11 protein-coding genes are annotated in these 14,935 nt (G+C 72.2%); 4 read left to right on the forward strand and 7 right to left on the reverse strand.

The annotated features are described in order from the left end of the window. Positions 1-10: 10 nt before the first annotated feature. From ACFT4A_RS36740 to ACFT4A_RS36765, 6 genes are all read right to left on the reverse strand, one after another. On the reverse strand, positions 11-784 hold the full coding sequence (locus ACFT4A_RS36740; RefSeq protein ID WP_382839401.1) for a class I SAM-dependent methyltransferase: 774 nt from the start codon (positions 782-784) through the stop codon (positions 11-13). Beyond that, a complete protein-coding gene (locus ACFT4A_RS36745; RefSeq protein WP_382839403.1) occupies positions 781-2,061 on the reverse strand; it encodes a condensation protein in 1,281 nt (426 codons plus the stop codon). The genes ACFT4A_RS36740 and ACFT4A_RS36745 overlap by 4 nt, the downstream gene beginning before the upstream one ends. Next, on the reverse strand, positions 2,058-6,191 hold the full coding sequence (locus ACFT4A_RS36750; protein ID WP_382839405.1) for an alpha-(1->3)-arabinofuranosyltransferase family protein: 4,134 nt from the start codon (positions 6,189-6,191) through the stop codon (positions 2,058-2,060). Before ACFT4A_RS36750 ends, ACFT4A_RS36745 begins: the two co-directional genes overlap by 4 nt. Beyond that, positions 6,188-6,913 carry a class I SAM-dependent methyltransferase gene (locus ACFT4A_RS36755; protein WP_382839407.1) on the reverse strand — a complete coding sequence of 242 codons (726 nt, stop codon included), beginning with the start codon at positions 6,911-6,913 and terminating at the stop codon, positions 6,188-6,190. Before ACFT4A_RS36755 ends, ACFT4A_RS36750 begins: the two co-directional genes overlap by 4 nt. Further along, positions 6,910-8,061, reverse strand: a complete 1,152-nt coding sequence (locus ACFT4A_RS36760; RefSeq protein WP_382839409.1) for a glycosyltransferase family 4 protein — start codon at positions 8,059-8,061, stop codon at positions 6,910-6,912. The genes ACFT4A_RS36755 and ACFT4A_RS36760 overlap by 4 nt, the downstream gene beginning before the upstream one ends. A gap of 241 nt (positions 8,062-8,302) precedes the next feature. Beyond that, on the reverse strand, positions 8,303-9,298 hold the full coding sequence (locus ACFT4A_RS36765) for a DUF3068 domain-containing protein (protein ID WP_382839411.1): 996 nt from the start codon (positions 9,296-9,298) through the stop codon (positions 8,303-8,305). A 214-nt stretch (positions 9,299-9,512) separates the two neighbouring features. Here ACFT4A_RS36765 and ACFT4A_RS36770 point away from each other — a divergent pair, with 214 nt between their 5' ends. Then, positions 9,513-9,665 carry a hypothetical protein gene (locus tag ACFT4A_RS36770; RefSeq protein ID WP_184592273.1) on the forward strand — a complete coding sequence of 51 codons (153 nt, stop codon included), beginning with the start codon at positions 9,513-9,515 and terminating at the stop codon, positions 9,663-9,665. A gap of 2 nt (positions 9,666-9,667) precedes the next feature. After that, positions 9,668-10,912, forward strand: coding sequence for a PucR family transcriptional regulator (locus ACFT4A_RS36775; protein ID WP_382839413.1), 1,245 nt, complete (start codon positions 9,668-9,670; stop codon positions 10,910-10,912). Between the two features lie 16 nt (positions 10,913-10,928). Here ACFT4A_RS36775 and ACFT4A_RS36780 read toward each other — a convergent pair whose 3' ends face one another. Continuing rightward, entirely contained in the window at positions 10,929-12,965 is a 2,037-nt protein-coding gene (locus ACFT4A_RS36780) for a TerD family protein (protein WP_382839425.1), read from the reverse strand. A gap of 232 nt (positions 12,966-13,197) precedes the next feature. On the opposite strand from ACFT4A_RS36780, the gene ACFT4A_RS36785 reads away from it, so the two are divergent. After that, the gene (locus tag ACFT4A_RS36785) at positions 13,198-13,971 is read left to right on the forward strand and encodes an IclR family transcriptional regulator (protein ID WP_382839415.1); all 774 of its coding nucleotides are present in this window, start codon (positions 13,198-13,200) and stop codon (positions 13,969-13,971) included. Next, positions 13,968-14,828, forward strand: coding sequence for an SMP-30/gluconolactonase/LRE family protein (locus tag ACFT4A_RS36790; protein WP_382839417.1), 861 nt, complete (start codon positions 13,968-13,970; stop codon positions 14,826-14,828). Before ACFT4A_RS36785 ends, ACFT4A_RS36790 begins: the two co-directional genes overlap by 4 nt. The last annotated feature ends 107 nt before the right edge of the window (positions 14,829-14,935 follow it).

The following is a 14,935-nucleotide window of genomic DNA, read 5'->3' on the forward strand; positions in this document are numbered from 1 at the left end:
ACCACATGGGCTACGTCCTCCTGGCGTGCAGCAGCAGGATCGACGCCAGCTGCGGCCGGGCACAGGCCAGCCGGTCCAGCGGCCGCAGCGGGCGCGGTACGCCGTGGAAGGGCGCCCCTTCGAGCCCTACGACCGTGAATCCGGACGCGGCGACGAACTCCCTGAGCGCGCGGGCCGTGTAGAGGCGCAGGTGTCCTACGACCTCTTTCCCCGGGCGGCCGTGGATGCCGCGCAGGCTGACCTCCGAGAAGACCGGCTGCACACCGGCGAGCAGCAGGGCGCGGTTGTACCAGGCCGCCAGGTTCGGGGTGGACAGCATCAGATGGCCCCCGGGGCGCAGGATCCTGCGGATCTCGTCGAGCGCGGCGTCCGGGTCGACGAGGTGCTCGATCACCTCGCTGAACAGCACCGCGTCGGCCGACTCGGAGGCGAACGGCAGCCCGCCGCCGGTGAGTTCACCGCGGATGGCGTACGGGATGCGGGTGCGGGCACGTCTGAGGGCGTCCTGGGACCAGTCGACGCCGATGACGCGGTGGCCGGGCAGGAGGGGCGCGGCGGTGGCGGCGGCGGTGCCGTCGCCGCAGCCGATGTCGAGGACCGTGCGGGGGCGGTCGGCGGCGGGTCCGAGGGCCCGGGCCAGCATGCGGGCCTGGCGGAGGCTGCGCGGGGTGCCGGAGGCGACGGGCACGGCGGGGTTCTCGTAGAAGTCGCGCAGGTCGCGGGGCGGGCGTCGTCCGGTGGTGGTCGTTGTCGTCGCGGGTGTCGTTGCCGGTGTCGGTGTCATGGGGCGACCTCCGTGGTGTGCAGATAGTGCTCGAAGAGGTCGCGGAGGTGGGCGCCGTCGCCGTGGCTGAGCAGGGCCCGGGACCAGCGCAGGGCCAGGTGGAGGCGGCCGGCGGTGGAGGCGGTGGTGACGGTCAGGCCGCGCGGCATCCGGGCCGGGGCCGAGAACCAGACCGCGTGCGCGCGGCCCGCCTCCTCGCCGAAGTCCAGCGGGTACGGGATACGGCCGATGTTGCTGAGCAGGGTCGTCGACGTCCACGGCGCGGCGGCCCTGCGCAGGCCGCGAGTGAGGGCGGCACGGGCGGCGACCGGGGCCCAGGGGGTGGTGAGGAGCGCGGCCCCGTGGCCCAGTTGGGGGCGGGACAGGGCCTTCAGCGCGCGGGTGCGCTCCGCGGTGCGGCGGAGCAGGGTGGGCATCTCGTCCTTCAACTCCCCTGGTGCGAACGGTACTTCGACCAGGCGGGTGCCGTTGCCGATGGGCATCGTCGCGTCACGGGGGCGGTCGTCCACGGGCATGGTGATGCGCAGGGGGCGGGGGCGGGCGCCGTGTTCCCGGTTCCAGTGGGCGATGGTCAGGGCCGTGGTGACCATGAGCTGGTCGTTGACCGTGTAGGGGGATCCCTTGGGGCGGTGCGGGAGGGGGAGTTCGGTGACGAGCATGCCGTTGCCGGGGGAGGGGTCGGGGGTGCCTTGCGCCACCCGCGCGGGGGGTGACCAGGTGGTGGGGGTGTCCGGGGGTTCCTTTCCGGGTTCTGCGGGTCGGGTCGGGGGTGCGGTGGGGTTGTTGTCCTGGCCTCCGTAGAGCTCTGCGGCGGTGGCGAGTATGCGGAGGCAGGCCGGGCCGTCGAGGGCGGTGTGGTTGATGGTGAGGAGGAGGACTGTGCCTTGGGTGGTGCTCGCGCGATCGCCCGCAGCCAAGCCAACTGCTTCGAGCCGTATCGGCGGCGACATCGTCAGGGGCGGCGCCTCCGCCAGCGCCCTCGTCCTGGCGTCCTGCAACGCCCTCGGCCCCGCCGGGGTGAAGGTCACCACCTCCGTGTCCGGCTCGCCGGTCAGCTCCCACTCGTAGCGGCGGCGGAACCACGGCCCCCCTGCCTCCCGCATCAGGATCCGGGGATGCCGGTGCAGGGCCTCCGTGAAGGCCTTGCGCAGGCGGGCGGGTTCCAGGGGGCCCGGGAGGTGGACCTCGATGTGGACCGTTTCCGGTTCCTCCTCCTGGAGGCAGTGCCGGGACACCTCGTCCACCACCGGGAACGGGATGCGGGTCGGAGGGGTCATGCGGGCTCGGTCCTCTCCGGGTCGGGCTCGCGCAGGCTCACCAGGCCCGCGAACAGGCCGATCAACGCCAGCAGTTGGGCCACATGCCCGAACGCGCCCGCGCCCGACCCCACCGGCTCCCCGGCCCCGAACGCGGCAAGCACACCCGCTCCCGCCAGCGCGACGAACGCGATCGGCACCAACAGGGCGTGCCGCCGCGAGGCCAGCAGTGCCAGGGCCGGGACCAGCAGCGCGAACCAGCCCGCGATCACCACTCCGACCAGCGTCAGCGCCACCGTGCCGAGCCACAGCCCGGGCAGCGGCGGGACCGGCTGCGGCGCGTCGGGGTTGGGGGCGCGGCGGCGCCACAGGGCGAGGCCCAGCAGCACCGCGATGCCGGCGCCGCTGCCGATCAGCCCGACGTCGTACGTCGTGGCCGGTTCGTACGACAGCTTGACCGCGCCACCCTCCCCGGCCGGGACCCGCCAGCCCTGCTGCCAGCCGTCCAGCCGTACCGGGGTCAGCTCCTTGCCGCCCAGGGTGGCCTTCCAGCCGTCGTTGAAGTTCTCGTACGTCGTGAGGTACGAGGCCGTGCCCGAGCCGACCTTCAGCTCGCGCCGGTCGCCCAGCCAGTCCCGTATCTCCAGCTCACGCCCGGCCGCCGCGGCCTCCGGGACCGTCCCGCGGGTCAGGGTCACGTCCGTGAGCGCGAGCGGACCCGCGTCACCGCCCTCCAGCCGGTGCTCGCCGGCGGGCAGCCGCACCTCGGAGTCGCCCCGGCCCTCCTGGCAGAGCGTCACCTCGACGCCCCGCCGCTCCACGAGATCCCGCACCGTCCCCTTCACGCTCGTCCGGTACAGCTCGCTGTCCAGCGCCACGTCCGGGCCCTTGCCGCACGGCAGCGAGAACTTCCGGGTGCCGTCCGGCTGCGGGGTGCGGTACTGGTCGAGGGCCGGGACGTACGCCTCCGTCAACCCCACCGGGAGGCGCAGGTCCTCGTCGGCGACCGGGTTGTGCAGCGTCAGCGGGGCGGTCTCGGTGACCGTGATGTCGAGCCGGTCCGTGGTGATCGGCGGGAAGCGGACCCAGCCGTTCTCGTCGACTCCGGCGATCGTCGCGCCGTCGGGGGAGCTGATGTGCACCTGGGAGGCACGGGTGGACAGGCCGCCCGCGGGGGCCAGCACCAGCTCGCCCACCGCCTGCTTGCCCTCCCAGCTCAGGTGGATCGTCGGCCGGTCGCCCGCGATCCAGGCCGTCGTCAGGTCGCCGTCGGTGAGGTTGCGTGCCGTCAGGCCCGCGCCGAGGCTCGCCGTGGAGTCGGCGGTGGCGACGATCCTGGTCTGCTGCTCGGGTGCGACCTCGTAGAGCAGCCGGTCGAGTTCCTCGCCCGGCACCGGCACCGCGTTCGCCTTCACCTCGTAGGTTCCGGCGGCCGGTGTCGTGAAGCGGCGGTGCAGTCCGGCCTCCGTGCCGGTCGCGGACAGGCCCGTCGGGTCGGAGGCGCGGTGCAGGGAGACCAGGGTGGCGGGCGCGGTGGCGTTGTCCGCGTCGGTCGGCAGCTTCAGCAGCCGGGTCACCTGGATGTCCGGCAGGTCGATCTCGGAGAAGCCCGCGCCCGTCAGACCGGCCCGGCGCTCCACCGAGTCCACGATCGTCAGCTTCATCCACCGGCTCGCGCCCTCGGGCGCCTTGATCCGCTGCGTCTTGCCGTTCGGCTGCAGGAAGCTGGTCTTCGAGCCCTTCTCCGTCTCGACCCGTACCTTCGTCGCCGCCGCGCGCACGCTCTCCTGCGGCAGCGGCGTGACCTTGAAGGAGGACGGCATGTCGTAGGGGCCGGTGAAGCCGACGCGCAGCCACTGCCCGTCGGGCGTGTCCGGCGCGCCCTCCGCCCACGCGGTGTCCGGGTTGCCGTCGAAGGCGTTCACCGGGTCGTACTGCGGCAGATGGAAGAGCCAGTTGCCGTACGAGGACGCCGTCACCGAATGGGCGCCGCGCAGTTCGGCCACGGTCTGGTGGTCGGTGCCCTCGGCGGGCAGGATCTGGCGCGGCTTCTCGCCCGGGTCCTGCTGGGCGTCGGGCGCGTTGCGCTCGTCCTCTGTGTACGTGTACGACGTACCGGCGTTGACCAGGCCGAACCGGGTGTCGGCACGCCGCATCCCGTCGCCCACCACCTGCACGGCCGGGGTGCCGAGCCCGGGATGGTTGTCGCCGGTCAGGACGGCCGCCCGCCCGCGCAGCCGCGACGCCAGCGGCAGCAGCGCCTCCGGGCCGCCGGACACCACGGCCGTGTCGGAGACCGGGGCCACTCCCGCCTGCCCGGGCCGGAGGACGTCCGCGTCGGCCGGCCGGTAGATCTCCACCGCCCGCTGCCGCGCGTACAGCCCCTCGACCTGGAGCGGTGCGTCCTGCGCGATCCGCCCGCCGGTCATCACCGGACCGAGCCCCGTCACCCGCTCGTACCCGGACTGCTCCAGCGTCCGCTTGACCGTCGCGGTCGGCACCGCGCCGATCTGATCGGGATCGAGATCGTTGCGTACGACGACGTAGTACAGCCCCGCCCGGCTCAAGTAGTCGGCGAGACCGGGGACTTCGCCTCCCGTCAGCAGCGCCTGCTCGACGGCGTCCATCGCGCGCCGGTTGCCGGGCGTGCCGAACGGGACGTAGTCGCGCTGCGCCCAGCGCGACTCGGCGAGCACGTCGAGCGGCTGGTCGATGGGGGAGCCCCAGGTGTACATGCCGTGCGCGGTCGCCGGGACGACCAGGGCACGGGAGTCCGGGGAGTACTTCTCCAGCCAGTCGGCCGTGGCCTGCCAGTAGGTCGGGAGCTTCTGGAAGGAACCCGGGTTGAGGATCGAGCCGTTGAGGTACGGCAGCAGCAGCCCCGGCAGGACCAGCACGGCCGCGATCAGCGGGGCGAGGCGCCGGCCGCGCACCGGGCGGGCCCCGCGCGGCTCGGCGGCCACACCCGCCAGATGGACCAGGCCCAGCACGAGCGCCAGCGCCATCCCCGCCTGGAACTTGTAGATGTTCCGGAACGGCGACAGCCACCCGTCCAGCCAGCCCTGCACGACCCCGTGGAACGGCGCCCCGAACGCCCCGCCGTATCCGGCGAGCAGCACCAGCGCCGCCACCAGCACGGTCAGTACGAGCCAGCGCCGCTCGGGCAGGTCCCGCCGGGCGAGTCCGGCGAGCCCCAGCCCGGCGGCCAGCGCCGAGCTCAGGATGACGAGGACCGACGAGGCGACGGCCCACCCCGCGGGCAGCCACGCCTCACCGAAGTGCAGATAGGCGACCCAGTTCCCGGCGCCGCGCAGCGCCTCGGTCGCCGACATGGTGTCCGTGGTGGTCTGCGCGGTCTCGATGTACGGCAGGAAGTTCTCGCCGTAGACCCCGAGCAGCAGCAGCGGCACCCACCACCAGGCCGTCACGACGATCACGGCCGGGGTCCACCAGGCGATCAGCTTGCGCTGCCGGGGCCCGGGCGGCCGGGACAGCAGATACAGCCCGACCGGCAGCAGCGAGGCCAGGGTCGCCGAGGCGTTCACCCCGCCCATGAACGGCACGAGCAGCGCCGACCGCAGCGCGGCGACCCGGGCGGCGTACCGCTCGTTGGTCAGCGGCAGCAGCACCCACGGCAGGAAGGCGCCGGGCAGCGCGGCGGCCGACGTCGACCCGATGAGCGTCGTGAACACCGGCCACAGCGCGTACGCCACGGCCCCCAGCAGCCGGGACGTCCCACTGCCCACCCGCAGTCGCTCGGCCAGCCGCACCGCACCCCAGAAGGCGACGGACACGACGACCGACAGCCACAGCCGTTCCGCCAGCCACACCGGCAGCTGTACGAGGTCGCACAGCCAGTAGAACGGCAGCATCGGCCACAGATAGCCGACGTACTGGTCCTGGATCCCGCCGAACCCGGCCCGGTCGTGCCACAACTGGCCCAGATCGGCGAGGAACTGCCCCGGATCGACGGTGACGCCCAGCTTGGTGTCGAAGGTCTGCCGCCCGGGCTGCACCGCGAGGAACAACACGAACACCACGGCCCAGAAACCCAGCAGCCAGCGTCGCGACCGCGGGCCCTCGGGGGGACCCGCCGCGGTCGCGGTGGTGGGAACGGCCGCCGGGGGAGGAGCCTGGACCGTGGTTGTCATGTAGGACACCGCCGCAGAATGAGGAGGAGGTTCCAGGTGGCGAACTCGCGGATCCCGGGCGCCTTGACGACGGTCTCCGCGAGGAAGGGCCAGTAGCGGGAGCGCGCCGAGACGACCGTGACGTCGTCGCGGGCACGCACCTGCCGCAGGGTGGAGCCGATGTGCACGGCGAACAGGTTCTCGCCGAGCGTGTGCTTGGCGGGCCGGCCGGTCCGCCGCAGATAGCGGGCCCGGGCCCGCTCGGCACCGAAGTAGTGCCACGGGGCCCACTCGTGCCCGCCCCACGGCGACAGCCAGTTGGTGAACGACACATAGATCAGCCCGCCCGGGCGCGTCACCCGGGCCAGCTCACTGAGGAAGGTCTCCGGATCGGCCACGTGCTCCAGCACGTTGGAGGAGAAGGTGACGTCCGCGATGCCGTCCCGCAGGGGCAGCAGATACCCGTCGGCGACCACCGCGCCGTCGGGCGGCTTCGCACCCAGCTCGGCCATGTCCGGCTCGAACAGATAGGCATGAGCCCCGCGACGCCGGAATTCCTCGGTGAAGTACCCGCTGCCCCCACCGATGTCCAGGACGGTACGCCCGGCGACGGGCCCGTCATAGGCCTCGACCTGGTCGGCGGCGTCTCGGGCGAGCAGCGAGTAGCAGTATTCGGGATCGTCCTGTTCACGGAGGAAGGCACGGAACAGGGCAAGAGATCTTCGAAACGAGGGGTCTTTCACGGCCCCCAGCCCCTCACCGCCTCCGCGGCCACCACCCGGAACTGCCGAACCGTACGGTCCCACCGAAACTGCGCGGCACGATCCCGCGCCGCCTTCCCCATCAACTCCCGCTCCCGCCCGGCCAGGGCCAGCGCACACCACGCCGCCGCGAACGAGGACTCGCCCTGTGCGAGCACCCCGGTCTCACCGTCCACGACGGAGTCCTTGAGCCCCGGCACGTCGAAGGCCACACTCGGCGTCTCCCGGGCCGCGGCCTCCGTGACGACCAGCCCCCACCCCTCCACGGCGGAGGGATGCAGCAGCAGCCAGGCCGCACACAGCAGTCGATGCTTCTCGGCTTCCGACACATACCCGGTGAACTCCACACCGGGCCCCGCAAGCCGCTCCAGCCGCTCACGCTCGGGCCCGTCCCCGACGATCACCAACCGCCCGCCGGTCACCGGCCGCACCCGCTCCCACAGCCGCAGCAGCAGATCGATCCGCTTGTACTCGACGAGCCGCCCGACGGCGACGAACAACGGCTCGGCCGAGCGTTCGGCTCGCGGCCCCGGCTCCTCGACCCCGTTGTGCACGACCCGGATCCGGTCCCGCTCGACCCCGATCGCCCGCAGCGCGTGGGCCGTCGAGGAGGACACGGCGACCATCAGGCTGCCCTGCTGCGCGCCGGTCAGCGCCCAGTGTTCGAGTCTTCGGCCGATCCGCGCCGCCGGGGCCAGCGGCCCGCCGAAGCGCATCTTCCACAGATCCGTGTGGACGTGGTTGACCAGACACAGCGTGGGACCGCGATGCCACAGGGGCGCCAGATACGGCATGCCGTTGCACACCTCGACCAGCAGATCGCAGTCGCCGATCTGGCGGGCGAAGGCGGAACGGGCGCGCAGATAGTGCCCGTAGGGGCCGCCCGCCGACACGACCCGGTAGTCACGGAAGGCAGCGGGGCCTCCGCACAGCAGGGTCACCTGGTGGCCCAGCCGGGTCAGCCCGTCGGCGAGCTTGTCGACCAGCAGCTCGGAGCCGCCGGCCGACGGGTTGTCCAGATCACGATGGGCGAGGAAGACGATCCGGCGCGGATGTGGGGGGAGCGCCGGAAGGGGGCGCTGCGCGCCGAGGGACGTGGCGCGCAGCGGGGACGGTACGTGCTGGGGCATGGGTGCTCCAACTCGTCTCGGGGTGCGGAACTCAACGTGGGAAAACGTGGGGGGTTCGTTCCGAACGGGAGTCTTGAAAGGGGAGTCTTGAAGAAGTCGGCCTGTGGGGGGCCTGAGCTCTTCCTGGGAGGGGAGTGTGGACGGGATGTGCTCGGGTGGGGTTGGACAGTTTTCGCCCGGACGTTCGCCAGGGCTACTCACCGACGTGACAATTTCGGGCTTTGTTGGAGCTGACGTCACATCACATCGTGAGGGTGGGCTGGGGCGTATCCGGCTTTTCGGATGGAACGGGCTGCTCCGGCTCCTTCCGCCCACGCGCCACGAGAACACCACCCACCACCATGAGCACAAAACCGGTCACCGCCGCCCCGATCGGCAACGTCACGCCCACCAGCCGCAGTTGGCCGCTGTCCCGCTTCGCCTGCCGCACGGCTTCCTTCTGCGTCGCGGTCGTGAACGAGACCTTCCGGCTGTCCAGCAGCACCGCCGCGTCCTTCTTCCCGCCCGGCGCCCGCAGGGTCCGCCTGGGTCCCGTCTGCGCGTAGATCACCCGGCCGGTGGCCTGGTCGACGACCAGCTCGAACCCGTGGTTGGAGTACCACTCCTCCGCCAGCACCTGCGGCCTGCCCGGCTCGTCGACGATGCTGCCGGGCACCATCCGCGTGCCGGTCCTGGTCGGCGGCACCGAGCCGGTGAACTTGTAGCCCGTGTAGCCCTGGACCTTCTCGGTGCCCCGGTAGCGCAGCACGACCGTGTCGCCGAGGGTGTTGTCCCACCACTGGTACGAGCGTTTCTGCACGTCGAAGGGGAACTTCAGATAGGCCTCGCCCTCGATGTACGGCTTCTCCCCGCAGCAGTGCACCGGCCGGGTGGTCTCGCGGTCCATCACCCAGCGGTGCGGTGTGAAGTCCAGCGCGTCGTGCGGATCGGCGGCCGGCAGCGACTTGTCCGTGTCGACCGTGGTGATCACGTCCCAGACGGCCTTGCCGCTGCGTTCGCTGTCCTCGACATTGCCCCGGACCCGCTGGGTCACCGTGATCTTCCGGCCGGGAACCGTCTCGATCCGGTCAGTGTCGAAGACGCTGCCCCGGCCGGTGTAGACGGCGGTGGTGTCGATGTCGATCGGATTCACCGCGGCACGCGGCTGCACATACCAGGCGAGCAGGGGCGCCAGCACCAGCAGGAACGTGCCGAGACCCAGCAGGACCAGGGAAAACGGAGAGGTTGTACGGCGCATCCGGGCACTCCAGTGGCTTGGGACGGCTCGACGTACGAGGAGACCGGCACGGCGGGAATCGGCGCACGTGCGGTTGGGCCGGGAACCGTAGGCGGCTCTTGACGGGGTGTCAATGCTTGTCGAGACTGGGCGCGACAGGCAGGGACGGGACGCCGGGGTGGGGAAACCTCCGGATGATCTCCGGACGTATCCGGACAGAGAGGCTGACCCTGCGATGTCGAGACTGCTCGCTGCCGCGCTGACCGTCGCGCTCGCCGCCGCCCTTGCCGTGGGCGCCGCGCTGGGCGTGGTCGCGCTGCTCCAGGCCACACCCGACCAGCCGAACACCCCCCTGATCACGTACGAGCAAGCGGACCAGGGGAGTTGACGGTGACAGCCGCCCGCACCGGAACCGTCACCGCACGCTCGGCCTGGCACGACGTACCGCGCTTCCAGGTGCGCCGGTTCGCGGCGATCGCCATGGCCGAGGCGCCCGCGCTCGCCGAGGAGATCCTCTGCGAGATACAGCGCGAGTACCCCCATCTGCCCGTCGTCCTCGACGACTCCGGCGAGCCCATGGCCCTGGTCGGCATCCGCCGCGCCATCGAGGTCTTCGTGCAGCACCTGGAACACTCCGAGGGCCGGCCCACCGTCCCGCCCGGCGTCTTCCAGGACTTCGGCCGCGGCGAGGGACTCAACGGCCGCTCCCTCGACTCCCTCCAGGCCATCTACCGCATGGGCGTCCGCCTGGCCTGGCGCCGCTTCGCCGACATCGGCCAGCGCGTGGAGATCCCGCCCCCGGCGATGTACGAACTCGTCGACGCGGGCTACGAGTACCTGGACGGCCTCGTCGACCAGTCCGTACGCGGCTACGCCGAGGCGGCGGCCCGCCAGGCCGGTGAACGCCTGCGCCTGCAGCGCCGGTTGATGGAGCTGCTCCTCGCCGAGCACCATCGCGGCGACCCCTCCGAGGCCCTGACCGAACGTGCCGCCCGCATCGGCTGGCCCTTACCGGCGAAGGTCGCCGTCGGCGTCCTGCTGCGCCCCGCCCGGGAGGCCATGGCCCCTGCGGTCGGCCAGGGCGTGCTGCTCGACATGGAGTACGAGCAGCCCCGCATGGTCGTGCCCGACCCGGGCGCGGCAGGCCGCCCCGAGCTGCTGCACCGGGCCCTGGCCGGCTGGTCCGGGGCGATCGGCCCGCCCGTACCGCTCGCCGACGCGGCGAAGTCGCTGCGCTGGGCCGAGGCCGCGGTGCGTCTGATGGAACGCGAGCTGCTCCCCATGGGCGAGGTCCTCTACTGCACCGAGCACACCGAGGCGCTGGTCCTCCTCCAGCCGGAGGAACTCATCGACGACCTGGCCCTGCGATGCCTCGCCCCCCTGACCCACTGCGGCCCCACCCACGGCCGCCGCCTCGCGGAAACGCTCCTCGCCTGGCTGGAGACCAGGGGCGGAGCCCCGGAGGTCGCGACCCGCCTGGGCGTCCACCCCCAGACGGTCCGCTACCGGCTGCGCCAGATCCGGGAACTGTGGGGCGACGAGATCGACGACCCCGACCGCCGCTTCGAACTGGAACTGGTGCTGCGGGCCCAGCGGTTGCGCGGGCAGTTGGGGGCGATGCGCGGGCGACGGTGACCACCGCCGGCGGATGTCACACCGAGGCCCGCTCCTTCGCCGCCGCCGCCCGCCCGGAGGCCGGGGCGTCCAAGTGGACCACCACCGACGAATAGAACCGCTGCACGGCGTCGTCGACACTGCGGATGAAGCCCGACTCGGCGCTGCCCCGCCCGCTGCCCATGCCCTTGAGGAGGGACAGCCGGAAGCCGGTGATCCGGGTGGAGCCGTCCCTCGGGAGCAGATCCGCCGGCTCCGGACGCAGCCGCTCCAGCGTGCCCCGAGGGCCGCCGGTCTCGCCCTCCACCAAGGTCTCGACATGCAGATCCGCCGGTGCCTCGGCGAGCCGCCGGACCAGCCGCTTGGCCCAGGTCAGGGGGTAGCCCTGCTCGGGTGCCGGGATCTCCACGGACGTGCGCAGCTTGGCGGTCCGCAGATCCGCGCTGAGAGTGAGCAGGCCGGGCGCCCCCTCGACGCGCAGTTCCGCCTGGAGCCTGCCCTCCAGACAGAGCTGGTCGGCGAGGCGGGCGCGCCGGGCCCCGGGATCGGTGCCGCGCCTGGTGCGCTGGGCGGGCAGCACCTTCTGCCCGAGTTCGCCGCCGAGCCGCAGACACACCTGGCGGATGAGCCGCTCCCAGCTCTCCACCACCTCCAGGGCGCGCGGGTCGCCCTGGCAGAGGGTCTCGTCGTTGATCCCGTTGCGTACGGGCACCCAGGCCGCGCCCATGTTCTGGAAGCCGTGGCAGCCGGAGTTCTCGTGCTGGAGGTAGTGCAGGAGGTCCTGGAGCAGCCAGGTGCGGGCCGCGTTGCCGACGCCCTCGTGCCGGATCAGCATCTGTGCCTGGTGGGCCACTTCGGCCCAGGACAGGTGCCAGAGCGCCACCTGGTGCTTGCGCCGCCGGTCGATCTTCACGTCGACCAGCGGGCTGCCCTCCAGCGCGACGTCGTTCGACAGCGTGATCACGGCCTCGTAGCCGCGCCGGGCCGCGATGTCCATGTAGGCCTGCACCTGGTCGGACCTGAGCGGGTTGCCGTTGGTCTTCGTCTCGACGAGTGCCGTCCACAGCTTGCCGGCGCGTTCGACGCGGATGACTCCGTCGGGGCGCCGGGGTGTGTCGCCGTGCGGCAGGGAGACCTCGGTGTAGGTCTCCATGCGGCCGGACGGAGCGCCGAAGGGAGCGGTGACCCGCCTGCCGAACCGGGGGACCTGGGTCATCACCGACAACAGCACGGACGTGGCCCGCGTCTCCCGGTCCCGGTCGCTCTTGAGCGCCGACACCGGGAAGAGCCGGGCCTGCTTCCAGGACTCGTTCTCCGCCAGGCTCTTCACGGGCGCCCTGGGCGGTGTGACCTTCTTCTTCGCGGTCCGGGGCCGGGCCGCCGCCCGCTTCTTCGGAGCGGCCTCCTCCTCCGTGTCGACAGGTCCGCGCGGTGCCGGGACGGCTTCCAGCATCGCCGGAGGTCCGGTCTCGGGTGCGGCTGCGGCGACAGGCACGGCGGGCTCCTCCGGGGCCGCCGCCGACTCGGAATCCGGCTCGTCGTCGTCGACATCCACGCCGAAGTCCGTCGCCAGCCCCGCCAGCCCGCTCTCGTAGCCCTGCCCTACGGCCCGGAACTTCCACTCCTCCGCCCGCCGGTACAGCTCGCCGAAGATGATCGCGCTCACCTCACCGGCGTCCTCGATGACGAACCGCAGCAGACTCTCGCCCCCCGCGTCGGCCAGCGTCACCTTCAGATCGTCCAACTCCCCGAAGCGAGCCCCCTCGTACCGGCTCGCGGCCACGACGATCCGCTCCACCTCGTCCGGGACAGCCGTCAGATCGAAGCTGATCCGGTCCTCGCTGCCGTCCCCCGTCGGCTCCTTGCCGAGCAGCTGCACACTGCCGTCGGCCGCCACCGGGTTGTTGTAGAAGTAGAAGTCGGCGTCGCTGCGTACCTTGCCGCCGGAGTCCAGCAGCAGGACGGACACATCGGCGTCGCCCTCCCCGGTCGGGCTGGACCAGCCCAGGCTGATGATCGCGGAACCGACGTTCTCGCTCAGGGCCGACAGAGACACGTTCGAGCCCATGGTCATGTCGCGCACAGAAATCCCCCCACCTCTGCGGCACCTGTGACGTGCCGCACATACGGCACTTTAATGTGCACGCAACGTGCTCGTGGGGTGCTCGTGGGTTTCCGCCCGCCGTGCCTCCGACTCGTCTGCCCATTGCCCGGCCAAACCTCTATGGCTAGCCTGTGTTCGTCATGCCGATCGCCTGTTGAAATCTCGAACACAGGCGCCTGAGACACATAGGGAGGGGCCGGTCGTGGGACGACTCGTACCAGCCGTGACCCGGGCTCTCGACATTCTCGAGCTCTTCCTCGACGGGGACGGGACGCTCTCCGCCCCCGACATCGTGCGCAAGCTGCAGCTGCCGCGCACCACCGTGCACGAGCTGGTGACCACGCTCGCCGCCCGGAAGTACATCGTCCCGGTGCCCGGCCAGCCGGGACGCTACCGGCTCGGCGTACGCCCGTACCAGCTCGGCGCCCGCTACGCCGAGCAACTCGACCTCGCCGCCGAGGGGCAGTTGGTCGCCCGGTCCGTCGCCGAGACCTGCGACGAGACGGTACACGTGGCGATCCTCGAGGACACGGACGTCATCTACATCGCCAAGGTGGACTCCACGCACGCCGTGCGGATGGTGTCGGCGGCCGGTCGCCGGCTGCCCGCCCACTGCACGTCCGTCGGCAAGATGCTGCTGGCCTCCCTTCCCGAGCACGAACTCGCCTCGCGGATCCCCGACAACGCCGCGCTGGTCGCGATGACCCCCAACAGCATCACCGACCCGGCCGCCCTGCGCGAGGCCCTGACCGAGATCCGCGAGCGGGGCCTCGCCGTGGAGAGCCGTGAGTCCAACCCGGACGTGAGCTGCGTGGCCGCGCCGGTCCGCGACCGCACCGGCCAGGTCGTCGCCGCCCTGTCGATCTCCGTGCCCATGATCCGCTGGAGCGAGGAGCGCCGCGCCGAGCTGGAGCAGCTCGCCGCGAAGGGCGCCGCCGAGCTGTCCGAGCACCTCGGCCACCGGAGCGTGGCATGACGACGAAGCCGTACGAGGTCGCCGTACGGGCCGAGGCCGAGCTCGGCGAGGGGCCGACCTGGGACGCGGCGACCGGCCGTCTGATCTGGATCGACATCCTCGGCTCCCGGGTGCACACCTACGACCCGGCCACCGGCCACCGCACGGTCCGCCGCACCGAACAGCACGTGGGCGCGGTCAAGCCGCGCGCCGGGGGCGGGCTGGTCCTGAACCTGCGTGACGGCATCGGCCTCCTGGACGGTGACGCCGACGGCGGCGGGTTCCGCTGGCTGCACCACGAGCCGGTTCCCGGCCGTCGCGCCAACGACGCCGCCGTGGCGCCCGACGGCACGCTCTGGGCCGGCACCATGCGCTACGACGAGGCCCCGGGCGGCGGCACGCTGTCCCGCGTCGGCGGTGACGGCACGGTCGACGTCGTCCTGGACGACGTGGCCGTCAGCAACGGCACCGGGTGGAGCCCCGACGGGCGGCTCCTGTACTACATCGACTCCCCGACCCGGCGGGTCGACGTCTTCGACCACGCGGACGGGCGGGTGACCGGCCGCCGGACCCTCGCGGAGATCGAGGACGGCGCCGGCTTCCCCGACGGGCTGACCGTGGATGCCGACGGGTGCGTGTGGGTCGCCCTCTGGCAGGGCTCGGCGGTACGGCGCTACACACCCGACGGTGAGCTGGACCGCGTGATCGAACTGCCGGTGCCGTTGGTGACGGCGTGCGCGTTCGGCGGCGCCGGGCTGAGCGACCTGTACATCACGACCGCCCGGGTGGGACTGACGGAGCCGCCCGCGCTCGCGGGGTCGGTGTTCGTGGTGCCGGGGGCGGGCAAGGGCGTGGCACAGCCCGCGTTCGCCGGCTAGTCCCACTGGAGCCCTAGTACTCCAGCAGCGTTTCGCTATCTGGCCTGGTCAGAGGCATCGTCGGGAGTGTACTTGGCTGCTGGCATGTCAGGGGCGATCTTGCCGGA

It is taken from the genome of Streptomyces sp. NPDC057099 (assembly GCF_042671245.1).
GTDB lineage: Bacteria > Actinomycetota > Actinomycetes > Streptomycetales > Streptomycetaceae > Streptomyces > Streptomyces purpurascens.